Source organism: Kitasatospora sp. NPDC088351, assembly GCF_040685575.1.
Lineage (GTDB): Bacteria > Actinomycetota > Actinomycetes > Streptomycetales > Streptomycetaceae > Kitasatospora.
The window spans coordinates 140,150-159,506 of the sequence record NZ_JBFBIL010000005.1 but is presented as its reverse complement, the minus strand read 5'-3'; the positions used below and the strand labels follow the sequence as shown (position 1 = coordinate 159,506).

Genomic DNA, 19,357 nt, shown 5'->3' with positions numbered 1-19,357 from the left:
TGTCTGGAGACGTCCTCATGTCCTGGTACCCCGGCGCCGAACGCATCGAGCTGCAGCCCGAGAGCGACGCCCAACCGGCCATCCGCCCCACGCAGTTCATCCTGCACTCGATCGCGGCCGAGTGGGGGCCGCGCCGCATCTACGAGTACTGGCGCGACTCGACCAACCTCGAATCGCACTTCGGCCTCGGCTACGACGGCAGCATCGCCCAGTACATCGGCACCCAGACCCGCACCGACGCAAACGCCGCGGCCAACCGCCGGCCGGACGGCACCGGCGCTGTGAGCATCGAGACCGAGAGCAACAGCCAGCACACCGACCCGTGGACACCCGCACAGATCGAACAGCTCGTCGCGCTCGGCGTCTGGCTCCACCAGCAGCACGGCATCCCCCTGCGAATCTGCCGCACCCCGGATGACCCCGGGTACGGCTATCACCGCCTGCACCGGTCGTGGTCGACGTCCGGCACCGCCTGCCCCGGCGACGCCCGCGCGCAGCAGTTCCACAACGCCGTGTTTCCCTCGATTGTCGCCCGTGCCACCGGCGTCCCGGAGCCGGCCCCCGCGCCGCGGCCCGAGGCGGCCGGACCCGCCCGGTACCGGGTCACCATCGGCGGACTGGAGTACGGCTACGGCGCGCACGGCCCGCACGTGCGGCAGGTCGGCGAGGCTCTCGTCGCGGCCGGCCACGGTCGGCACTACGTCGCCGGTCCGGATGAAGACTGGCGCGACCCGGACACCGAGAACTACGCCGAGTATCAGCAGTCGCTCGGCTTCAGCGGAAGCGACGCCGACGGTGTCCCCGGTGAGCAGTCGCTGCGGCGCCTGCTCGGCGGCGCGCTCCCCGGCGAGCAGACGGTCGTCGACCTCGACCAGGTGATCGCCGCGGCCCGCCGCGACCCCGGCCTCCCGCAGGGCGCCACCACCTACCCCGCCGCCGTGCGCCCCGTCGAGGCCGCGCTCGCCGCCGAGCGCCTGCTCGACCCGCAGTGGGCCGGCGACGGCTCGTTCGGCTCCCGCACCGTCACCGCCTACGCCGCGTGGCAGCGCTCCCTCGGCTACCGCGGCGCGGCCGCCGACGGCATCCCCGGCCGCAGCTCGCTCGACGCGCTCGGCGCGCGGCACGGCTTCAGCGTCCGCTGACCCACCCCACCCCACCCCGGGACCGGCCCGCCCCGGGCCACCCGCCCAACAGGAGGTACCACCCATGACCGACGCCACCCGGCGCACCATCCGCACCGGCCTGCAGGCCGTACTCGGCCTGCTCGCCGCCCTCCCCCTGCTCATCTCCACCGCCGGCCTGCCGCAGACTCTGCCCGGCATCGCCGTCGCACTCACCGTCTCCGGCGCGATCACCCGTGTGATGGCGCTCGACGTCGTCGAGCAGTTGCTGCCCGCGTGGCTCCGCGCCACGGAGGGAGAGCCCACCGAGTGAGCGACCCCACCGGCGCCGGCCACCTCGACGACGTCCTGCTGTGGGCCGGCGCGCTGGTCACCCTCTCCGCCGCGCTCGGCCTACTCTGGCGCGCCACCCGCGGCACCCGCCGCCTCGCGGCCAAGGTCGAGGACTTCGTCGACGACTGGACCGGCACCGACGACCGCCCGGGCGTCCCTGGCCGCCCCGGAGTCATGACCCGACTCGACAAGATCGAGCACAAGCTCGCCGCCGTCGAGCACGAGCTACACCCCAATAGCGGCAGCAGCCTCCGCGACGCCGTCGACCGCGTCGACCAGCGCACCGCCCATCTCGACCCCCCGTAGAACCAACTGCGCCCCCTGCACCGGCTGCGGCCGGCACAGGGGGCGCCTTCGTGCTTTGACACCCGTCTTCCAGAGATGGGTGGAACCTCGGGCCACAGGGTCAGAACGTGCCGAACTCACCACTACGAACGGCGGAGACGAACGACTGCCAAGCATCGGGGGAGAAGGCAAGCGCCGGACCATCGGGGTCTTTCGAGTCGCGCACACGGCCCGGGCTGGCGTCGTCGTGCTCGATGCAGTTTCCGCCGTTGCCGTTGCTGTAGCTACTCTTCCGCCACCGGGCGGGCGTCTCGTCGGGGAAGTGCATCGGTGGTTCCTTCCAGTGCCGCGCTGATCATCGCCTCGGAGTCTCTTGGAGACAGAGCCTGAGCCCTGAGCAGATCGTAGAGCGCCTGGCGGTGCAGCACCTCGTCAGTTTCTTCGAAGAGGTGCCCGGACCTACTCCCCTCCTCATAGGCGACCACAGCCCGATCCGGCAGGGTAAGCAGTGTTAGGGAGCCGCCAATCTCAGAGTGCGCCCCGGCACTGAACGGCAGTATCTGGATTGTGACATGCTGCAGCCGACTTGCATGAAGTAGTCGGGTGAGCTGCACCACCATGACCGCAGGCCCACCGACCGGGCGACGGATGGCCCCTTCGTCCAGGATGAACCAGTACCTGCACGGCGAGGGTTGCCGACTGAGGCGATCCTGACGCCGGAGTCGCTTTGTCAGCCAGTCGTCAATTTCCTCTTCCGCCGCGAACGGCTCGCCTGCCTGCAGCACAGCACTGGCGAAGTCGGCCGTCTGAAGAAGGCCCGGCACGGTCGTCTCATACGCTTCGTGGCCGATGGCTTGTTCAGCCAGCTCCATGAACCGCTTGTACTTGTCCGGGAAGTCTTCCCGGCTGGCCAGCTCGTAGAGACGAAGGAACGAGCCATCAGTGCCGAAAGCTACGTCTAGCTTCTCAGACAATCCCTCCGGGACCTTGGACTCACCAGCCTCGATCCTCGATAGATGCCCTTTCGAAAAACAAACGATCTGGGCCAGGGCGGCGAGCGACATGCCACCGGCGTTCTTCCTGTGCCATCGGATCTCAGCCCCGTAGAAGTCTCGTGCCGACCTTCCCGGGTGAAGCTCGCGTTCCGGCCAAGCCATCCGGGGACCTCCTCTGATGTTTCCCGCAGCGGCCCCGACGTTGCGCGATCTACTGCGAAACATGCCGCTGCTTCTCAGAGTAGCGCCGAGGCGCAACGCTAGGAGCACAGAGAGTCAGAAGCGTTGAGCAACAAGACTCGTACGGATGAGCCGTCCTGTCTTGGCAGCTCCGGAAGGGAGCGGTCGTGAGTGCAGCCGGAGGGGTACCCGGATCGGGTGACTCTCTGCTCTCCCGCATCGTCGGGAAGCAGCGAAGAGCGGCCCGCAAGGCGTGTGCGGAGATGCGCGAGGCCACGGAAGGAGCCGGATGTCGGCTGCCGTCAATTGGCCTTGACACCCCGTCGGGCATCACCGGTGAAGTGCTGGTGGACATGGGTCGGGCCGCCCCGGACGTGATCACGCGTCTCGCGGAGGTCATCCGGGTGGGCACGGCGGCCCTCGCCGCCGAGGCGCCCGACGACCCCGACAGGCCCGAGGGAACGGTGACGCACCTCTGGGCGCCGCGTTTCGGCGACCTGGTGGTGGACATCTCGGCCGGACTGGTCGGTGAGTTCTGCGGCGAGGACGGCGACCGGTGGCGACTCGCCCCGCTGGCCGGCGGGAACGAGTGGACGGCCGATCCCGTCGACGTGCGGTTCACGGCCCCAACGGACCGCGCACGGGGCGGCCCGATCCCCTACGCGGCCGGCTGCAACCAGCCGAGGACGGGATAAATGAGCAGATCTGCAAAGGTGACTCGCTTCGGCGACTGGATGCTGCGCGAGGACACCGGACCCGACATCGACCCGCCCGCCTACCTCATGGTGTGCAAGTCCGAGAACGAGGATGGCACCCCGTGTGGGAAAGACTCCGGTGAGGTCAACTCCTTTGCCGAATCCACCGAGTGGACTCGCAGGCACGGGTGGGCGCACCCTGACCACCGGTCCTTCCGCCTGCTGGCCGACGTGCCGATGGTGATGGTGCCCGAGGTCGAGCCGCTCTGATACGGCCGTCCCCTTTTTCTCCCGCCCCGGGCCTTGGTCGAGGTCCATTCCGCCCGGGGCGGGTTCAACTTCCCACCGTGCCCGCGGTCGAGGGTCCGGGTGGCGCGGTGGGACGCTCCGGGGCTTGATAGGACCCCGTGAGCACCGCCCCCTTCTGGACTGCTGCCAGCAGGGGGCGGGCAGAACTCCCGCTCTGGACACGAGAGCACGCCAACACCGTCAACCCCGGGTTCGGCGTGCCGTGCAACCTTCCGCCGTGTCCAGAGCGGGCACCATCCCCGGCCGGCTGTCCTGACCATCCGGCCGGGAACCCCTCGCCCCGGTGACGGCCCGGTCACGACGGACGACCGGGGCGGGGCCTCCCAACCGACCAGACGAAGAAGGCATGATGCTGCTGCCTGTCCTGACCCGCCATCGGCCGGCACGTTCGCCGACCGAGCCCACCCCGGCGGAACGCACCGAGATCATCAGTCGGTACAACGCGGGCGAGAGCCTTCAATCGCTAGCAGCCGAATGCGGGCGCTCAGACGGATGGTTGAGTGCTCGCCTTGCCCGGTGGGGTGTGCGCGTGCGTGGCCGGTCGGAGGCGCAGGCACTCAGATGGCAGAGGCACCACCGCGCCAGCAGGCAGATACCCGCCGGCCCCGCCTCATGACCCACTTTCACGGCCACCGACGCGACAGCAGCAATACCTGTCTCTCCTACGGCGAAGCGACGGTGGTCGACCAGCCCGATCAATGGCAGCTGAAAGGCAGGTGGGAAACGGTCGTTGACGCGGTCGACTGGCTGGAGACGCAGTGGCAGAAGGCCGGGACGCCTACGCCCACCGACCTGACGTGGTTGCGCTCACCGGAGGTCCGCCGGTACCGGGCCGAGGTCGACCTCAAGGAACAGCGAGACATCCTCCTCGCCGGCCTCCAGCCCGGCGGCAACTACGTCTCGCTGCGCGTCACGGTCTGCCTTTCGGCGGACAGCCCGGATGGCACGCCCTGCCCGTTCGAACCCCCGGAGTCCCCGACCAGTTCGGGTTGAACTTCGTCTCTCAGACTCCCTCCTCGTCAGAGGTGGGCCCCTGCAGCCGGCAGCAGGGACACCGCACAACCAACCTGGTCGACTCGCACCTGCGCGCGACCACAACCGAATGGAGAACAGACAATGACCGCTGTCGCCGTCCCCAACTACAACCCCGAGGCGCTGCCCGGCCTCGACTGGATCAAGTCGAGCCGCTCCGTGCGGGAACACCTCGACGACTCGATCGGCCTGGCCATGACCGCCGATGGGCAGATCGCGATCGGCATCACCACCGACCCGCAGCAGGTCCCGCTCATCGCCACCCAGAGCAAGCTGCAGGCGTTCATCGACGGCGCCAAGGCCGGCGAGTTCGACCACCTCGTCGCCTGATCCCCCGCTGACGTACGGCCTCCCGCGGCGGCGCGCAGCCGCGGGAGGCCGCCGCCCCAGTTCGCGCGACGTCTGGAGATCGAAATGTCAGTCCTGCCGCTGCTCGTCGAGGACCCGACGAGCTTCCTCGCCCGTTGGCCCGACACCCCCACCGTTCACGCGGTTGATCGCGGTTTGCTGGCCACGCTGTTCGATCGCAGCGACGCGCGACGGATCGTCGCCGATCCCTCCGTGCGACCGATCGCAATGGGTATGGTCCGGCAGGGCGCTCCCACGCAGACGCAGCCGGACGCCGACCACCCGAGCGAGACGCTCGTGCTCAACGGGCTGCACCTCACGTGGCCGCCGCTCCGGGAAGCCTCCACGCAGCTCGCCTCCGAGATCGGCCACCCGGTCACCGCGAACGTGTACCTGACGCCCCCGGGCTCTGCCGGCTACGGGCCGCACTGGGACACCCACCATGTCTTCATCGCCCAGGCCGAGGGCGCCAAGACATGGCAGCTGCATCCGCCGATCGTCGAGGACCCCCTCGACCGCCACCGGTGGACCGCGGTCGGCTTCACCCCCTATCAGCTCGACCAGGTCCACCGCGACGCCGACACCATCACCCTCACCGCTGGCCACGTGCTCTACATCCCGCGTGGATGGGTGCACTTCGGAAGCACCGGAGACGAGCACTCCCTGCACATCACGTTCGGCGTGCAGTTGCTCACCCGTCACTGGGTACTGGAGCAACTCGTCGAGCAGGCGGCCGAGTGGTCCGTCGCGCGCGCCGCCCTTCCCCCTGCGCTGAGCGAGCACAGGATCGAGAGCATCGTCGAGGACGCCCGGAACACGCTCCTGCAGTTCCTCGATTCGCTCGACCCCGCGCAGGCCGGCGTGCCGATCAGCACGAAGCAGCAGCTTGCCGTATTGGGGGTCCGACGCTAATGAGTGGCAACCTCTCGTCAGTCGCTCGGGGAAAGCACCGTCGAACCTGCCACCGGTGCGGCGCGGACGGGCCCCGGTTCCACGACCACGAGAGCCGCCAAGACTGGTGCACCAAGTGCCTCACCGAGACTCTGCTCGTCGGCAAGTGCTATTGGTGCAAGCGCGCAGAACCTGCGATCCGCGACCGCGACACCGGCCGCGAATGGTGCGTTGGCTGCGCTGGAGACACGGTGTACAAGGGCGACCCGATCGACTATTACGACGAACTGTCGCCCGAGGCCGCCGAGTACACGCGGCTACTGCTCAGCCGCTCGTACCGTCGGCGCGATAGCCCCACCGGCCCCGACGACTCCTGACCCGACCCAGCGAGCGCTCCCTGCACAACACCCAGACTCCCGGCCCCATGGCCGGGTTCCCCGGGTCCTGATCGGCTCGAACCCTCAGGACCCGGGGGTCCACTTCCCCTTCAACGGAAGGAACAGCATGGCCGAGCGTACCGACTTTGAGTTCGTCACCGTCGCGTGCCGCGACCCCAAGGCGAACAACTGCCCGCAGGTAGCCGTCAACATCGCCGGCGTCGTGGCCGTCCGCGACTCCGCCCGCCCAGACGAGGTGGTCACCTTCACCCCGGACGACTGGACGGCGCTCGTCGTTCAGCAGGCGCAGCAGGGCGGCCTCTCCGCCTAGTCTGCTCGTATGGACTCCTGCCCACAGTGCAGCACCGCCACCGTGCCAGATCCTGACACCGGCATGGGGTTCTGCTTCCGCTGCGGCGGATGGGTGCGAGTCCCCCAACCGCTAGCGTGCCCGGGTCCGCAGCCGAACATGAGATCCACTCGACAGCCGTACCGGCCGCGCGAGCACTAAGCACAACTGCCCCGCCCGAACGAGTCGGGCGGGGCCTTCTCTACTCGGTGCTAGCTGAGCCGATCACGCGCGATCCTCGGCCCCATTCCGTCTCGACGATCCCTCGATCTCTCAGCGCAGCAACCGCTCGACGGGCCGTCTCCCGCGCCACCCCGAACCGCTTGCACAACTCGCTCTCTGACGGAATCCGATCACCCGGGGCATACCGGCCGTCTCGAATTTCCGTCGTCAGCTCCGCCACGATCCGCATATACGGGGCATTCGGCTTGTGCGGGTCGACCGGGCTCTCAGGCATACGGAGAGGGTAGACACTCGCTTCGCCGGGCAGCTACTTAGACGAGCGAGACAACCTAGACAACCTAGACAAGCTAGACAAGTAAGGGCTACGGTCGAGGCCCAAAAGAAACCCCCGGCAGCGGCGGCAACCGCTCCGGGGGAGGCCCTAGCTTTCTCGGAGCTAAGACGTGACTCAGCTTATCGGCTGGCTGCTCAGCCATGCCCGCACCTTCCTTGCCACCGGCTCCGGCCGCCGAGCCCGCCGCCCCCGCTACTTCTCCGCCATCCGCGAGCACACGCTCGAACTGATCACCCCGACCGCGCGGACCGCGGACCCGATCCGCCCCGTCGTCGACGGCCTGCGCTGCAGCGCGGGGGCACACCGCCCACACCCCTACGGCGAGGGTGCCAGCGTCCGCCCGTACATCGACTGGGGCGCGTGGCTGGCCGAGCTCGACGAGATGGAGCGGGAAGTCCAACGGGAAGCCGGACAGCAGGCCCTCCGCCGCGAAGCGCTCGCCGCCGCCTCGTCCGGCCTCCCCGATACCGGCTACACCTACCCAGAAGCACAGACGCTCGCCCGCTCCGGGACCGCAGCATGACCGCGACGCCTCTCCCTGCTCCGGCCATCATCGGCCAGTGCTGCAGGTGCCAGGCGGAAGACTGCCCCGTGACCGCCGTGGGGTCCGTTGAGCGAACGAGCGGCCCGGCGCACACCCTCTACGCGTGCAACGCGTGCGCACCCGCCGTACGCCGCCTGCTGCGATAGACAAACCCGTAGTCACCTCGCGGTAGCCACACGAGAAGCCCCCTCCCTGCTGGGAGGGGGCTTCTCGCTGTTCCGCCCGCTGCAGCCGGTACCGCCGGCCTCGTTTCCGCAGGTCAGGCTGCGAGTGCTTTAGAGACGTTGTTCCAGGTCAGAGCACCCACGCCGAATGGTGCTGCGTAAAACCGATCTTCGGGTAGTAGTCCACGGCCGCAGGCGCCGCAAGAAGGATGATCTTGGCCGGCGGCGCTGCTTCCTGCGTCGCTCGAATCAGGGCCTGACCAACGCCTTGCCGCTGAAATTCCCGATCGACCGCCAGGTCAGACAGGTACGTCGCGTACACGTTGTCGGTCACGCTGCGTGCGATACCGATTAGCCGACCCTCGGACCGTACGATCACTACCAGGTTGGCAGCACGAAGCATCTCGGCGAACCGCTCGCGATCATCCACCGGTCGACGCTCGGCAAGCGTCGAGGCACGGTAAAGCTCGGCGACTTCCTCGACGTCGAGCTCGGCCCCGACAACAACCTCGCACTTCCACATTGGGCTACCCCTCCGTTCGAGCGCTACGGCGGCACCCGGGCCGCCCTGACCTGGCTGAACCTACCTGACGTGCGCGTCTCTGAACTCGGCCATTTGCCATCTGACCAGGTCGAATACCGAGTCGGTCAGCAGCAGCACCCGGGAACCGTTGTTCACCCTTGCAGCTCGAACGCCCGTCACGTAACGTGCGTCTCTAAACGAGGACTACCAAGCTGCTGCTGCTCACCCACGCCTTCGAGGAACTGGGCATGGGCCGGGTCTGCTGGCAGACGGACAGCCTCAACGAGCGCTCCCGCAGCGCGATCCTGCGGCTGGGGGCCACCTTCGAGGGCGTCCACCGCCGTGAACGGCGGCGGCCGGACGGGAGTTGGCGCGACAGCGCCTACTACTCGCTGCTGGCCGAGGAGTGGCCGGCGGCGAAGTCACGGCTGGTCGAACGGCTCGCCCGCGGCTGAGCGCCGACCAGCCAGGTCGGCCAGCCGGTGACGACCCGCCCGTTCACCGGACGCCGACTGCGGCGACGGCCCAAATCGCCTTGCTGTACTGCCCGATGGGCTCGACGCCCCACTCCTCGGCGAGCACGTCGACGATGCCCAGGCCCCGGCCACCGGCCCCCCGTGGGCCGCCTTCGTCCTCGGCGTCCAGGTCGGCGAGTTCGACCACTTCTGCGCCTGGACAAGCCTCCCCCGGTGGCCCCTTGCTCACCGCAAGGGCCACCGGTCGGCACCTGAAGCACTGAGGGAACTGCGCGAGCGATCCGGGCTCACTGGAGCCCGGATCGCTGGTCGAACTGGTCAGCGAGGAAGGCGGGATGGCCGTGGTGCACCCGCTGTTCGAGCCGGACGGGCCGTGTCGGACCGTCCCCTCGGACAAGCTCGTGCGCCGGATCGGCGACAGCGGCCACTGTGGCTGAGGCGTGGGAACCCAGGGCCGGCCGGCGAACTCCCGCGCCGGAAAAGGTCAGGCCCGCACGGTTCAGCAGAACTCGGAGCACTGCCGACCCGCCTGCCTGCCTGCCTGCGGGGAGGACACGGGCTGAGCCGCCGAAGCGCTTCGCGGGTGGTCGGGCCCGGAAAATGGGGAGGAGGGGAAAGGGCCGGTTTCGGTACGATCGGGCCGCCCACAGTGGAACGTCGCTCTGTGCGGCGGCCCGGGAGCCGGCCACGCGTCGGGTTCCCGTCGCGGCCCCCAGAGCCTGCGCCCGTCATGGCACTCCGGGTGGGGTGCGTGCGGGAGAAATCGGAGCATCCGAGGATGGCTCGGCACCTGATCACCAGCGCCCTTCCCTACATCAACGGGATCAAGCACCTGGGAAACATGGTCGGGTCGATGCTCCCGGCGGACGTCTACGCACGCTATCTGCGTCAGCGGGGCCACGAGGTGCTGTACATCTGCGCGACCGACGAGCACGGGACGCCGGCCGAGCTGGCCGCCCAGGACGCGGGCCTGCCGGTCGCGGAGTTCTGCGCGCGGGCGCACGACCGGCAGAAGGCGGTGTACGACGGCTTCCGGCTGTCCTTCGACTTCTTCGGCCGCAGCTCCTCCCCGCAGAACCGGGAGATCACCCAGGAGATCGCCCGCGAGCTGCACGCCAACGGCTTCATCGAGGAGCGGGCGATCCGGCAGGTGTACTCGATCGCCGACGGGCGGTTCCTGCCGGACCGGTACATCGTCGGTACCTGCCCGCACTGCGGCTACGACAAGGCCCGCGGCGACCAGTGCGAGAACTGCACCCGTGTCCTCGACCCCACGGACCTGCTGGAGCCGCGCTCCGCGATCAGCGGCAGCTCGGACCTGGAGGTCCGCGAGACCAGGCACCTCTTCCTGCTCCAGTCGAAGCTGACCGACGAGGTCGAGGCGTGGATCGCGGCCAACGGCGACGGCTGGCCCGTGCTCGCCTCCTCGATCGCCCGCAAGTGGCTGACCGAGGGCCTCCAGGACCGCTCGATCACCCGTGACCTGGAGTGGGGCGTCCCGGTGCCCGCCGACACCTGGCCGGAGCTGGCGGCCGAGGGCAAGGTCTTCTACGTCTGGTTCGACGCCCCGGTCGAGTACATCGGCGCCACCAGGGAGTGGGCGGACGCGGCCCCGGCCGGCGAGGTCCGGGACTGGCGGTCCTGGTGGTACGAGGCCGACGGAACCGTCCGGTACACGGAGTTCATGGCGAAGGACAACGTCCCGTTCCACACGGTGATGTTCCCGGCGACCCTCCTGGGCTCCCGGCAGCCGTGGAAGAAGGTCGACTACGTCAAGGCCTTCAACTGGCTCACCTACTACGGGGGCAAGTTCTCGACCAGCCAGCAGCGGGGCATCTTCACCGACGTCGCCCTGGAGCTGCTGCCGGCCGACTACTGGCGCTACTTCCTGATGGCGCACGCACCGGAGTCGGACGATTCCAGCTTCACCTGGGACCTCTTCGCCTCGGTGGTGAACAAGGACCTGGCCGACACCCTCGGCAACTTCGTCAACCGCGTGCTGTCGTTCAGCCGCAAGCGGTTCGGCGACGCGGTCCCGGGCGGCCACGGACCGGGCGGCCACGGACCGGGCAGCCACGAGCCGGGCGAGGCCGAGCAGCGGCTGGGCGCGCAGATCGCCGGGCTGCTGGCCGACTACGAGGGCGATCTGGAGGCGCTGAACTTCCGCAAGGCCGCGCGGAGTCTGCGCGCGCTGTGGAGCGCGGGCAACGCCTACCTGGACGAGAAGGCGCCCTGGCTCCAGGCGAAGACCGACCCGGAGGCCGCCGCGCTGACCCTGCGCACGGCGATGAACCTGATCCACCTCTACGCGGTGGTCTCCGAGCCGTTCATCCCGACCGCGGCGGCGGCCATGCGGCAGTCGTTCGCGCTCGCCGAGGACGCCCCGGCCCGTACCGCGGCCTGGGTGAGCGCCGAGCAGGCCCGGGCGCTGGACTTCCTGCCGGCCGGCACCGCCTTCACCGTCCCGCCGGTGCTCTTCGCCAAGATCACGGACGAGGACCTGGCCGCCTGGACCACCCGGTTCGGCGGCGAGTAGCGCACCGGCCCGGGAGAAGGTCAGACGGAGGCCTCCCCGGGGACCGTCTCGGCGGCGACCCAGCCCAGGTAGGCCGGGCCGCCGCCGACCACCGGCACGACGATGATCTCGGGGACGTCGTAGTCGTGGTGCTCGGCGACGAACGCGGTGAGGCGGTCGGCGAGGTCGGCGCGGGTCTTGAGGTCGACCCGCCACTCGGGGCTCTCCCGGACGGTGCCCTCCCACCGGTAGAGCGACTGGATCGGGTGGATCTGGGCGCAGGCGGCCAGGCGCTCGCGCACGACGGCGGCGGCGAGGGCGCGGGCCTGGTCCTCGGTCTCGGTGCTGGTGGTCACCACGACGACGGCGTGGTCGGTAGCTGCCATGGGGTGGACAGTACCGCCGCCGCGCCGGGTGCGGCGGCCTCACCCCGACGCCCTCCGGCGGTGTCTGACGGGTCATTCGCCCTGGCGCGCCCGCCGCCTCGACCGGCCCACCGGCCGGCCGGCCCCGCGGTCTTCACCCGTTCGTGGAATCGTCCCGCCCGGCCGGCATCCGCGACACTGGCATCGGCGAGACGGGCCCCGCCCGACGAACGCGAGGAGGTCACGATGGACGCCGAGGACGAGCCGCTGGCCGAGTGGTACGCCGCACGGTCGAAGCGACGGCGGACGCCCGGGACAAGGGACGCCATCACGCTGGCCGACGGACCGCCGCGCGGGGCGCACGTGTTCGCGGACGAGCCGCGGCTGGTGGTCGAGTGGGACGGCTTCGCGTGGCAGCCGGTCGCCGTGGCGGAGAACTACGGGGAGGCGTACCCGCTGATCGCCAGGGTCGACCGGGCGGAGGCCTTCCCGCAGGCGGACACGCCCGTGCCGCTGCTGCGGAAGGGGACCGGGCGGCACCGCCGGGCGTGACAGGGCGCGCGGAAGTGCGTCTCCCCCGCCGCCGACTGCCCTTCCGGCCCCGGAAACCGGTTCCGCCCCGCCGCTGAACTCCGTTGCGGGAGCGGCCCGGACGCTGCACGATCTCGCCATGGAAACCTTCACCGCGCCGGACGGCACCCGGCTGGCCTACCACGTCATCGGCAAGGGCGAGCCGCTGCTCGTGCTCCCGGGCGGGGCGATGCGCGACTCCGCGTACCTGGGGGACCTCGGCGGGCTCTCGGCGCACCGCGCGCTGCACATGCTCGATCTGCGCGGCACGGGGCGGTCGGAGACCCCGGCTGACACGTCCTCGTACCGGTGCGACCGGCAGGTGGCGGACGTGGAGGCGCTCCGCGCGCACCTCGGCCTGGAGCGCGCGGACGTGCTCGGCCACTCGGCGGGAGCGATCCTGGCCACCCTGTACGCGCTCCGCCACCCGGACCGCACCGGGAAGCTGGCGCTGGTGACGCCGAGCCTGCGGGCGTTCGGGTTCGACACCACCGAGGAGGACTACCGGTCGGCCACGGCCGCCCGCGGCGTCGAGGGCGAACCGTGGTTCCCGGCGGCCTGGGCCGCCCTCGAAGCCGCGTTCGCCGGGACGGCCACCGAGGCCGACGAGGCCACCCTGTCGCCCCTGTACTACGGCCGTTGGGACGCCACCGCGCAGGCCCACGCCGCCGTCGCCCCCGGCCAGCTCCACCCCGAGGCCGCGCGGATCTACTACAGCGGCGGCTGCCGACCGGACGAGATCCGGGCGGCCGCCGCCGGGGTGGCGTCGCCCGTCCTCATCCTGGCCGGCGAGTTCGACGCCGTCCCGCGCCCGGACGCCGCCAAGGAGGCCGCCGCGCTCTTCCCGAACGGCGAGACCGCCGTCCTGCCCGCCGGCGGGCACTACCCGTGGCTGGACGACGCCGACGCGTTCGTCCGCACGCTGGCGGGGTTCCTCGACCGGCCTCTCGACCGGCCTTAGGAAGACGCCCGGGCGGTGAACACGGTGGTGGCGGTGAGGAAGAAGACGTCCGGGCGGTGCAGGAGACCGGTCGGTGCGTCGGTGTCCACCAGGGCCTCCAGCGCGGCCCGGTCCCCGGCGTCCAGGTACTCACCGAACCGGTCGCGCAGGCGGGTCACATGGGCCTGCAGGTGCTCGCGGGCCAACGGGGCGAGCGGGGCCGGCCAGTCGGTGAGGAAGGTCCGCGTGCCGCTGAGGGTGAGACCGGCCCGGGTGAGCATGGCCGGCCAGTCCTCCACCTCCTCGGTCGCATCCGGCAGGTCTGCGCGCATGTCGGCGAAGCCACCCTCCCAGGCGGCGTCCAGGCGGGCCTGCAGGCCGGGGCGGCCCAGGCCGATGTCGCGGGGCAGGAAGCGCGGCGGCAGGCCGCGTTCGGCGATGGCCAGCAGGCCGCCGGGCCGCAGCGAGGCGGCCAGAGCGGTCAACGCCGCCTGCTGGTCGCCGAGATGGTGGACGGCGTTGGCGGACCAGATCAGATCGGCGGTACCGAGCGTGCCGAAGTCGCCCGGCAGGTCGGCCCGGTGGGTGGTGATCCGGCCGGCGGACCGGGCCTGGGCCCGGGCCAGCAGGGCGGGCGCCTGGTCGACGGCGACCACCTCGGCGTCCGGGAAGGTGTCGGCGAGCAGACCGGTGACCACGCCCGGGCCGCTGCCGACGTCCAGGACCCGCCCGACGCCGGCCGGCCCGCCGTCCGTGCTCAGCAGCTCGCGCAGCCAGTGCGCGGCCCGGGTGATGGCGGGGGCGCTCAGCTCGGCCTCGCGCTCCAGGTGGTCGCCGAGGGCACCCCAGTCGTAGTCGTGGCCGTGGTTGTGCTCGTGGCTGTGGCTGTGGTCCTGCTTGTGGTTGTGGCCGTGCATCGTGCGCTCCGATCGGGAGGGGCGGTTCTCTCGGGGACTTCAGACGGTGACTGCGGTGGCTGCCGCACGGTGGGCCTCGACGGCCTGCCGGACGTCCTCCTCCACCAGGTCGTGATTGATCGCGAACGCCGCCGCCGAGCCCTGCCCGGCCGCGGTGACGACCTGCGCGCGCGGATCGGCGACATTGCCCACCGCCCAGACCCCGGGCACGCTGGTGCCGCCGAAGCGGTCGGTGGTGACCCAGCCGTTCCCGTCGCGGGCACAGCCCAGGCCGAACAGCAGGGCGTCCCGCGGGACCATCCGCGGGAAGACGAACACCGCCTCGCGGGGCACGACCCGGCCGCCCGCCAGCTCCACCCCGCGCAGCCGGTCGCCGTCCACCACCAGCCACTTGACCGCGCCCTCGACGACCCGGACACCGCGGGCGGCGAGCTGTTCCCGCTCGCCGTCCGCCAGGTCCATGGTGTGCGGGAAGAACACGACGTCGTCCGACCACTGGCGCAGCAGCAGGGCGTGGTTCACCGCGCCCGGGTGGGTGCCGAGCACGCCGAGCGGCCGGTCGCGGACCTCGTAGGCGTGGCAGTAGGGGCAGTGCAGCACGTCCCGGCCCCAGCGTTCGGCGAGGCCCGGGATCTCGGGCAGCCCGTCCCGCAGACCGGTGGCGACGACCACCCGGCGCGCGTGGAGCACCGGGCCGCCGGCCAGGTGGACCAGGAAGCCGGGGTCGATGTGGTCCACCCGGGCGTCGATCAGGTCGACGCCGTACCCGGCCACCTCCTCCCGGCCCACCGCCAGCAGGGCGGCCGGGGGCATGCCGTCGCGGGAGAGGAAGCCCCGCATCTCCTCGGCGGGGGCGTTGCGCGGCTGTCCGGCGTCCACCACGGCCACCCGGCGGCGGGCCCGGGCCAGGACCAGTGCGGCGTTCAGCCCGGCGGCGCCCGCGCCGACCACGACCACGTCGTACACGTCGGACCCGCTGGCCCCGCCGGCCCCGGGGCCTGCCATCACATTCTTGTCGCTCACGGCGATCACCTCCGTCGCCAGGCTGCGACCGGCGCTACCGCTGCGGCAAGCTTTGTTGCCGTTTCCGCGAAAGCGCGTGCGGTGAGCACGGGGCCCGCCGACCGGACGAACCCCCCTCCCCCGCCGGAGAGGCCACCGCCCGGATCATCCACACCGCCCTCGACCGGGGCGTCAACTTCGTCGACACCGCCGACATGTACTCGGCCGGCGAGTCCGAGGAGATCGTCGGCAAGGCGCTGGAGAGCCGGGGCGACCGCGGCGACGTCGTGCTCGCCACCAAGGTGACTTCCCGATGGTCGGGGGCCGCAACCGGGGCGGCAACTCACAGCGTTGGATCGTCCGGGCGGTGGAGAAGAGCCTGCGGCGGCTGCGTACCAACCGGATCGACCTCTACCAGATCCACCGGCCCGACCACACCACCGACATCGAGGAGACCCTCGCCGTCCTCGGTGACCTCGTCCGCGCGGGCAAGATCCGCGCCTTCGGCTGCTCGACCTTCCCCGCCGAGCAGCTCATGGAGGCCCACCACGTCGCCGAGCGCACTCGGCCGCACCCTGCCCGAACTGGCCCTCGCCTTCCCCCCGGCGCACCCGGCCGTCACCCCGGTGATCCTCGACCCGCGCACCATGGAGCGGCTCCAGGACGCCCTGAAGGGCGCGGACCTCGCCCTGGACGACGCCGCCCTCGACCGCATCGACGGGATCGTCCCGCCCGGCACCAACCTCTACCACCCCGACGGCGCCTGGCCCCCCGGCCCTCACCGACCCCGCCCTCCGCCGCCGCCCCCTCCCCGACCGGGCGGCGGGGTAGGACGGCGGGGTAGGACGGCGCCGAAGGCTTCCGTCACCCGGCCGGGAATTCGCGGCTACCGCCGGAGCAGGTCGACCACCCCGGTCAGGTCCTCCTCCCCGCCGCCCTCCGCGAGCCGCCGCTTCATCAGATCGAAGTACGGGACGATCAGTTCGGTGCTGACCCCCTGCTCCTCGGCGGTGCGCAGGAAGGTCGGCGTGCCCGCGACCTGCATGGCGAGGCTGGAGACCACGCCCCTGGTGTAGTCGCCGCTCTCCAGCTGCTCGGCGGTCCTCGCCACGGACCCGGCCATCGCGTTGATCCAGGCGGACAGCAGCGGGGCGAAGCCGCCCGGCGCGACGGACTCCCCGCGGATCAGCGCGAAGGCGTGCGCGACCCCGGCGAACATCCCGTACATGGCGCTGAGCAGTGCCACGTCGTGCAGCGCCGCGAACCCGGCGTCCTCGCCGACGTAGGTGGTCCCGGCCGGGACGGCGAGGACGGCCCGGTGCTCCTCGAACAGTTCGCGCGAGCCGCTGTAGAGGACGTACGGGCCGGCCTCCGGGACGCCGATCATCGGCGGGACGGCCATCACCCCGCCGTCCAGGTACCGGGCGCCGCGCTCGCGGGCCCACTCGGCGCGGGCACGGGCCTGGCCGGGCGTGCTGGTGACGAGGTTGACCAGGTCCTTGCCGGTCAGGTCGACACCGTCCAGCGACGCGTCGACCGAGGCGTCGTCCAGCAGGCAGACGACCACCAGCCGGTTGGCGGCGACCGCCTCGGCGGGGCCGGCGGCGACGGTCGCGCCCCCGGCGGCGAACGGTTCGGCCCGGGCGGCGGTGCGGTTCCAGACGGTGAGCGGGTGGCCCGCGGCAAGCCAGGTACGGGCGAGCGCGCCGCCCATCGCGCCGAGGCCGAGCAGGGTGACGGGGGTCTTCGCAAGCGTGCCCGTGGTGTCAACGGTGTTGTGTGCCATGGCATTCAGCCTCGGCGCGGGCCCGCTGGTGATCAAGTACGCACTTCGAAGTGGGTGGTTACCCTGAGGTGAGCGAAGAGGTCGGAAAGGTGGGGGCATGGCGACCGTACCCAGGCCGGGCGCGTACGTCTGCGGGATCGACGCCGCGATGGACGTGATCGGCGGCAAGTGGAAGGTGCTGATCCTCTGGGCCCTGGACGAGCGCCCGAGCTGCCGCTTCGGCGAGCTGCGCCGTCTGGTGCCGGGCATCACCGAGAAGGTGCTGGCCGCCCATCTGCGCGAGCTGGAGGCGGACGGCATCGTGCACCGCGAGTCCTATGACGAGGTGCCGCCGCGGGTCGAGTACTCGCTGACGGCGGCGGGGGCCCGGCTCAACGCGGCGCTGGCCCCGTTGGGCGCCTGGGGGCGCGAGCACGTCCTGGGCGGCGGCCCGCACCCGGTGCGGCGCCTCCCGGAGGAGGCTCAGGCGATCGCGGCCGACACGATCGCCGCCACCGCGATGTTGCAGCTGGCCGAGACCCAGACCGCCGGGTGCGGCTCGGGCTCGACCAGGATGGCGCCGAGCCTGCCCGGCGTCAGGAGGTCCACCGCCCAGAACGCGACCGCCATCAGCACCAGGCCGAGCAGGCCGTAGCAGGCCGTCGAGAGCAGGCCCTTGCCGAAGTCCTCGTAGGTGTACATGATCGCGGTGAAGACGATGCCGCCGATCCCGAGCAGCGCGGAGCTGAGCAGCACGGCGGCGTTGCGGTTGCGCTCGACCCAGATCTGGTGGCCGAGCCGGCCGGGCGTGAGCACGTCCACCAGGCCGACGCCGAGGAGCAGCAGCACCACGCCGACGCCGCCGAAAGCGGCCGCCGCACCGAGGCCGTGCAGGATGTCGTTCATGGCTGGTCCCCCGGGTCGCCGACGGTGTCCGATGGTCAAGGACCGGCAAAAGATAACCCATCGGACCGGGTCGGGGCCGGGAAACCCGGAGCGTTCCCGCGCCCCTCCGCCGGCACCGGCCTCAGTCGTCCTCCGCCACCAGGTGGTCGAGGCAGGCGGCGATCGCCAGCAGCAGGCCGGTGTCGGCGCCGTCGGCGATCTCCACGCCGTAGGTGTCCCGGACCCGGAACCACTTCCGGGAGATCCGGGCCAGGTCGTCACCATGGCCGTTCTCGATCCGGTAGTCCTTGTCGATCAGGTTCCCGTGGATCCTCAGCTCACCGCCGCCGGCCAGCTCCACCAGGTACTTGTCGCGGAACGGGGTGAACAGCTTCTCCCGGACGGTGGCGACCACCTCACCGTCGGCGTTCTCGATCCTCATCGCGTCCCGGACGGTGAACGCCTTCTCCTTCAGGACCGCGACCACCCGGCCGTGCGCGTCCTTCAGCTCGAAGGTGTGGTGCAGCCGCAGCACCTTGCCGTCCACCAGGTACGCCTTGTGCCCGTGGTCGTCCTCGATCCAGTAGTCGTCGCCGACCGCGAACAGCTTCTCCCTGACCAGGTACCGCATCCCGCCTCCTCCGTCCGGACGCCCCCAGCGGACGCCCGCACCATTCGACCCGATCCGCCCACCCCCCGAAAAGCACCGCCGCGCACGTGTGTTGAATGCCCCCATGCGCCCCGACACCACCGTGACCCTCCACGGCGACCGCCTCGACCTCGTCCCGGTCGGACCCGAACACGCCGAGGAGATGGCCGCCGCCCTCGCCGACCCCGCCCTGCACGTCTTCACCGGCGGCGAACCCGCCACCGCCGACGCTCTGCGCACCCGCTACGCCCGGCTCGCCGCCGGCTCCCCCGACCCCGCCGAGGCCTGGGGCAACTGGGCCCTGCGACTGCGCGCCGACGGCCGGCTGACCGGCTACGTCCAGGCCACCATCGGCCCGGACGCCACCGAGATCGCCTGGGTGCTCGGCACCCCCTGGCAGGGCCGCGGCCTCGCCACCGAGGCCGCCCGCACCCTGCTCGCCCACCTCACCGCGACCGGCACCACCACCGTCCTCGCCCACATCCACCCCGACCACCACGCCTCCGCCGCCATCGCCCGCGCCCTCGGCCTCACCCCCACCGAGGTGTGGCAGGACGGTGAACTCCGCTGGCGGCTGGAATGCCCGCCGACCGGGTGAGGTTTGATTGGG

26 protein-coding genes and 3 pseudogenes are annotated in these 19,357 nt (G+C 71.3%); 18 read left to right on the top strand and 11 right to left on the bottom strand.

What is annotated here, in order from left to right; translation table 11 throughout:
- The first annotated feature begins 17 nt into the window (after positions 1-17).
- The 3 genes from AB0P06_RS05915 to AB0P06_RS05905 all read left to right on the top strand — a co-directional run bounded on the left by AB0P06_RS05915 (position 18) and on the right by AB0P06_RS05905 (position 1,760).
- The gene (locus AB0P06_RS05915) at positions 18-1,142 is read left to right on the top strand and encodes a peptidoglycan-binding protein (protein ID WP_363605380.1); all 1,125 of its coding nucleotides are present in this window, start codon (positions 18-20) and stop codon (positions 1,140-1,142) included.
- Positions 1,143-1,206: 64 nt separating this feature from the next.
- The gene (locus tag AB0P06_RS05910; protein WP_363605378.1) at positions 1,207-1,434 is read left to right on the top strand and encodes a hypothetical protein; all 228 of its coding nucleotides are present in this window, start codon (positions 1,207-1,209) and stop codon (positions 1,432-1,434) included.
- On the top strand, positions 1,431-1,760 hold the full coding sequence (locus AB0P06_RS05905; RefSeq protein WP_363605377.1) for a hypothetical protein: 330 nt from the start codon (positions 1,431-1,433) through the stop codon (positions 1,758-1,760). Before AB0P06_RS05910 ends, AB0P06_RS05905 begins: the two co-directional genes overlap by 4 nt.
- A 100-nt stretch (positions 1,761-1,860) precedes the next feature.
- On the opposite strand, the gene AB0P06_RS05900 is transcribed toward AB0P06_RS05905, so the two are convergent.
- Together AB0P06_RS05900 and AB0P06_RS05895 are read right to left on the bottom strand one after the other, a co-directional pair.
- Positions 1,861-2,067, bottom strand: coding sequence for a DUF397 domain-containing protein (locus AB0P06_RS05900; protein ID WP_363605375.1), 207 nt, complete (start codon positions 2,065-2,067; stop codon positions 1,861-1,863).
- Complete coding sequence (locus tag AB0P06_RS05895) at positions 2,024-2,896, bottom strand: helix-turn-helix transcriptional regulator (protein WP_363605373.1); 873 nt, start codon at positions 2,894-2,896, stop codon at positions 2,024-2,026. The genes AB0P06_RS05900 and AB0P06_RS05895 overlap by 44 nt, the downstream gene beginning before the upstream one ends.
- A 281-nt stretch (positions 2,897-3,177) precedes the next feature.
- Between AB0P06_RS05895 and AB0P06_RS05890 the strand changes: the two genes are divergently transcribed.
- The 7 genes from AB0P06_RS05890 to AB0P06_RS05860 all read left to right on the top strand — a co-directional run bounded on the left by AB0P06_RS05890 (position 3,178) and on the right by AB0P06_RS05860 (position 6,897).
- Complete coding sequence (locus AB0P06_RS05890; RefSeq protein ID WP_363605371.1) at positions 3,178-3,609, top strand: hypothetical protein; 432 nt, start codon at positions 3,178-3,180, stop codon at positions 3,607-3,609.
- Positions 3,610-3,879: a hypothetical protein gene (locus AB0P06_RS05885; RefSeq protein WP_363605369.1), complete on the top strand. Its 270-nt coding sequence runs from the start codon at positions 3,610-3,612 to the stop codon at positions 3,877-3,879.
- A gap of 651 nt (positions 3,880-4,530) precedes the next feature.
- Positions 4,531-4,911, top strand: a complete 381-nt coding sequence (locus AB0P06_RS05880; protein WP_363605368.1) for a hypothetical protein — start codon at positions 4,531-4,533, stop codon at positions 4,909-4,911.
- Between the two features lie 123 nt (positions 4,912-5,034).
- Entirely contained in the window at positions 5,035-5,280 is a 246-nt protein-coding gene (locus AB0P06_RS05875; protein ID WP_363605367.1) for a DUF397 domain-containing protein, read from the top strand.
- An 84-nt stretch (positions 5,281-5,364) separates the two neighbouring features.
- Positions 5,365-6,210 (top strand): cupin domain-containing protein, encoded by an 846-nt coding sequence (locus AB0P06_RS05870; RefSeq protein WP_363605366.1) that lies wholly within the window; start codon positions 5,365-5,367, stop codon positions 6,208-6,210.
- 230 nt (positions 6,211-6,440) lie between these two features.
- On the top strand, positions 6,441-6,566 hold the full coding sequence (locus AB0P06_RS05865) for a hypothetical protein (RefSeq protein ID WP_363605365.1): 126 nt from the start codon (positions 6,441-6,443) through the stop codon (positions 6,564-6,566).
- Positions 6,567-6,693: 127 nt separating this feature from the next.
- Complete coding sequence (locus tag AB0P06_RS05860; RefSeq protein ID WP_363605364.1) at positions 6,694-6,897, top strand: DUF397 domain-containing protein; 204 nt, start codon at positions 6,694-6,696, stop codon at positions 6,895-6,897.
- A gap of 220 nt (positions 6,898-7,117) precedes the next feature.
- On the opposite strand, the gene AB0P06_RS05855 is transcribed toward AB0P06_RS05860, so the two are convergent.
- Positions 7,118-7,327: a winged helix-turn-helix domain-containing protein gene (locus tag AB0P06_RS05855; protein ID WP_363605490.1), complete on the bottom strand. Its 210-nt coding sequence runs from the start codon at positions 7,325-7,327 to the stop codon at positions 7,118-7,120.
- A 214-nt stretch (positions 7,328-7,541) separates the two neighbouring features.
- Here AB0P06_RS05855 and AB0P06_RS05850 point away from each other — a divergent pair, with 214 nt between their 5' ends.
- Complete coding sequence (locus AB0P06_RS05850) at positions 7,542-7,955, top strand: hypothetical protein (protein WP_363605363.1); 414 nt, start codon at positions 7,542-7,544, stop codon at positions 7,953-7,955.
- A gap of 315 nt (positions 7,956-8,270) precedes the next feature.
- On the opposite strand, the gene AB0P06_RS05845 is transcribed toward AB0P06_RS05850, so the two are convergent.
- On the bottom strand, positions 8,271-8,663 hold the full coding sequence (locus tag AB0P06_RS05845) for a GNAT family N-acetyltransferase (RefSeq protein WP_363605362.1): 393 nt from the start codon (positions 8,661-8,663) through the stop codon (positions 8,271-8,273).
- 206 nt (positions 8,664-8,869) lie between these two features.
- On the opposite strand from AB0P06_RS05845, the pseudogene AB0P06_RS05840 reads away from it, so the two are divergent.
- Positions 8,870-9,118 (top strand): annotated as a pseudogene (locus AB0P06_RS05840) (GNAT family protein); the annotation flags it as partial.
- A 43-nt stretch (positions 9,119-9,161) separates the two neighbouring features.
- Here AB0P06_RS05840 and AB0P06_RS05835 read toward each other — a convergent pair.
- Positions 9,162-9,326, bottom strand: coding sequence for a hypothetical protein (locus AB0P06_RS05835; protein ID WP_363605361.1), 165 nt, complete (start codon positions 9,324-9,326; stop codon positions 9,162-9,164).
- 591 nt (positions 9,327-9,917) lie between these two features.
- On the opposite strand from AB0P06_RS05835, the gene metG reads away from it, so the two are divergent.
- Complete coding sequence (metG, locus tag AB0P06_RS05830) at positions 9,918-11,675, top strand: methionine--tRNA ligase (protein WP_363605360.1); 1,758 nt, start codon at positions 9,918-9,920, stop codon at positions 11,673-11,675.
- Positions 11,676-11,695: 20 nt separating this feature from the next.
- On the opposite strand, the gene cutA is transcribed toward metG, so the two are convergent.
- Complete coding sequence (gene cutA / locus AB0P06_RS05825) at positions 11,696-12,040, bottom strand: divalent-cation tolerance protein CutA (RefSeq protein ID WP_363605359.1); 345 nt, start codon at positions 12,038-12,040, stop codon at positions 11,696-11,698.
- Between the two features lie 225 nt (positions 12,041-12,265).
- Here cutA and AB0P06_RS05820 point away from each other — a divergent pair, with 225 nt between their 5' ends.
- Entirely contained in the window at positions 12,266-12,571 is a 306-nt protein-coding gene (locus AB0P06_RS05820; RefSeq protein ID WP_363605357.1) for a DUF6087 family protein, read from the top strand.
- Between the two features lie 118 nt (positions 12,572-12,689).
- A complete protein-coding gene (locus AB0P06_RS05815) occupies positions 12,690-13,550 on the top strand; it encodes an alpha/beta hydrolase (protein ID WP_363605356.1) in 861 nt (286 codons plus the stop codon).
- Here AB0P06_RS05815 and AB0P06_RS05810 read toward each other — a convergent pair.
- Together AB0P06_RS05810 and AB0P06_RS05805 are read right to left on the bottom strand one after the other, a co-directional pair.
- Positions 13,547-14,446, bottom strand: coding sequence for a methyltransferase domain-containing protein (locus tag AB0P06_RS05810; RefSeq protein WP_363605354.1), 900 nt, complete (start codon positions 14,444-14,446; stop codon positions 13,547-13,549). The two genes, AB0P06_RS05815 and AB0P06_RS05810, sit on opposite strands and share 4 nt — an antisense overlap.
- A gap of 39 nt (positions 14,447-14,485) precedes the next feature.
- Complete coding sequence (locus tag AB0P06_RS05805; RefSeq protein ID WP_363605352.1) at positions 14,486-15,451, bottom strand: NAD(P)/FAD-dependent oxidoreductase; 966 nt, start codon at positions 15,449-15,451, stop codon at positions 14,486-14,488.
- On the opposite strand from AB0P06_RS05805, the pseudogene AB0P06_RS05800 reads away from it, so the two are divergent.
- A pseudogene (locus AB0P06_RS05800) lies at positions 15,361-16,292 on the top strand (aldo/keto reductase). The gene AB0P06_RS05805 and the pseudogene AB0P06_RS05800 overlap by 91 nt on opposite strands.
- 42 nt (positions 16,293-16,334) lie before the next feature.
- Here the strand turns inward: AB0P06_RS05800 and AB0P06_RS05795 are convergent.
- A complete protein-coding gene (locus tag AB0P06_RS05795) occupies positions 16,335-17,234 on the bottom strand; it encodes an NAD(P)-binding domain-containing protein (RefSeq protein WP_363605350.1) in 900 nt (299 codons plus the stop codon).
- Positions 17,235-17,331: 97 nt separating this feature from the next.
- Between AB0P06_RS05795 and AB0P06_RS05790 the strand changes: the two are divergent.
- Positions 17,332-17,589 (top strand): annotated as a pseudogene (locus tag AB0P06_RS05790) (helix-turn-helix domain-containing protein); the annotation flags it as partial.
- A gap of 107 nt (positions 17,590-17,696) precedes the next feature.
- Here the strand turns inward: AB0P06_RS05790 and AB0P06_RS05785 are convergent.
- Positions 17,697-18,119, bottom strand: coding sequence for a DUF350 domain-containing protein (locus tag AB0P06_RS05785; RefSeq protein ID WP_363605349.1), 423 nt, complete (start codon positions 18,117-18,119; stop codon positions 17,697-17,699).
- A 121-nt stretch (positions 18,120-18,240) separates the two neighbouring features.
- Positions 18,241-18,729, bottom strand: a complete 489-nt coding sequence (locus tag AB0P06_RS05780; protein WP_363605348.1) for an LURP-one-related family protein — start codon at positions 18,727-18,729, stop codon at positions 18,241-18,243.
- 103 nt (positions 18,730-18,832) lie between these two features.
- On the opposite strand from AB0P06_RS05780, the gene AB0P06_RS05775 reads away from it, so the two are divergent.
- Positions 18,833-19,345 (top strand): GNAT family N-acetyltransferase, encoded by a 513-nt coding sequence (locus AB0P06_RS05775; protein ID WP_363605347.1) that lies wholly within the window; start codon positions 18,833-18,835, stop codon positions 19,343-19,345.
- The last annotated feature ends 12 nt before the right edge of the window (positions 19,346-19,357 follow it).

Excerpts from the sequence above, each read along its gene's own strand:
- AB0P06_RS05915 (WP_363605380.1), top strand. The coding sequence starts at position 18 with ATGTCCTGGTACCCCGGCGCCGAACGCATCGAGCTGCAGCCCGAGAGC.
- AB0P06_RS05910 (WP_363605378.1), top strand. The coding sequence starts at position 1,207 with ATGACCGACGCCACCCGGCGCACCATCCGCACCGGCCTGCAGGCCGTA.
- AB0P06_RS05900 (WP_363605375.1), bottom strand. The coding sequence starts at position 2,067 with ATGCACTTCCCCGACGAGACGCCCGCCCGGTGGCGGAAGAGTAGCTAC.
- AB0P06_RS05895 (WP_363605373.1), bottom strand. The coding sequence starts at position 2,896 with ATGGCTTGGCCGGAACGCGAGCTTCACCCGGGAAGGTCGGCACGAGAC.
- AB0P06_RS05890 (WP_363605371.1), top strand. The coding sequence starts at position 3,178 with ATGCGCGAGGCCACGGAAGGAGCCGGATGTCGGCTGCCGTCAATTGGC.
- AB0P06_RS05885 (WP_363605369.1), top strand. The coding sequence starts at position 3,610 with ATGAGCAGATCTGCAAAGGTGACTCGCTTCGGCGACTGGATGCTGCGC.
- AB0P06_RS05880 (WP_363605368.1), top strand. The coding sequence starts at position 4,531 with ATGACCCACTTTCACGGCCACCGACGCGACAGCAGCAATACCTGTCTC.
- AB0P06_RS05875 (WP_363605367.1), top strand. The coding sequence starts at position 5,035 with ATGACCGCTGTCGCCGTCCCCAACTACAACCCCGAGGCGCTGCCCGGC.
- AB0P06_RS05870 (WP_363605366.1), top strand. The coding sequence starts at position 5,365 with ATGTCAGTCCTGCCGCTGCTCGTCGAGGACCCGACGAGCTTCCTCGCC.
- AB0P06_RS05860 (WP_363605364.1), top strand. The coding sequence starts at position 6,694 with ATGGCCGAGCGTACCGACTTTGAGTTCGTCACCGTCGCGTGCCGCGAC.
- AB0P06_RS05855 (WP_363605490.1), bottom strand. The coding sequence starts at position 7,327 with ATGCGGATCGTGGCGGAGCTGACGACGGAAATTCGAGACGGCCGGTAT.
- AB0P06_RS05845 (WP_363605362.1), bottom strand. The coding sequence starts at position 8,663 with ATGTGGAAGTGCGAGGTTGTTGTCGGGGCCGAGCTCGACGTCGAGGAA.
- metG (WP_363605360.1), top strand. The coding sequence starts at position 9,918 with ATGGCTCGGCACCTGATCACCAGCGCCCTTCCCTACATCAACGGGATC.
- cutA (WP_363605359.1), bottom strand. The coding sequence starts at position 12,040 with ATGGCAGCTACCGACCACGCCGTCGTCGTGGTGACCACCAGCACCGAG.
- AB0P06_RS05820 (WP_363605357.1), top strand. The coding sequence starts at position 12,266 with ATGGACGCCGAGGACGAGCCGCTGGCCGAGTGGTACGCCGCACGGTCG.
- AB0P06_RS05815 (WP_363605356.1), top strand. The coding sequence starts at position 12,690 with ATGGAAACCTTCACCGCGCCGGACGGCACCCGGCTGGCCTACCACGTC.
- AB0P06_RS05810 (WP_363605354.1), bottom strand. The coding sequence starts at position 14,446 with ATGCACGGCCACAACCACAAGCAGGACCACAGCCACAGCCACGAGCAC.
- AB0P06_RS05805 (WP_363605352.1), bottom strand. The coding sequence starts at position 15,451 with ATGGCAGGCCCCGGGGCCGGCGGGGCCAGCGGGTCCGACGTGTACGAC.
- AB0P06_RS05795 (WP_363605350.1), bottom strand. The coding sequence starts at position 17,234 with ATGGCACACAACACCGTTGACACCACGGGCACGCTTGCGAAGACCCCC.
- AB0P06_RS05785 (WP_363605349.1), bottom strand. The coding sequence starts at position 18,119 with ATGAACGACATCCTGCACGGCCTCGGTGCGGCGGCCGCTTTCGGCGGC.
- AB0P06_RS05780 (WP_363605348.1), bottom strand. The coding sequence starts at position 18,729 with ATGCGGTACCTGGTCAGGGAGAAGCTGTTCGCGGTCGGCGACGACTAC.
- AB0P06_RS05775 (WP_363605347.1), top strand. The coding sequence starts at position 18,833 with ATGCGCCCCGACACCACCGTGACCCTCCACGGCGACCGCCTCGACCTC.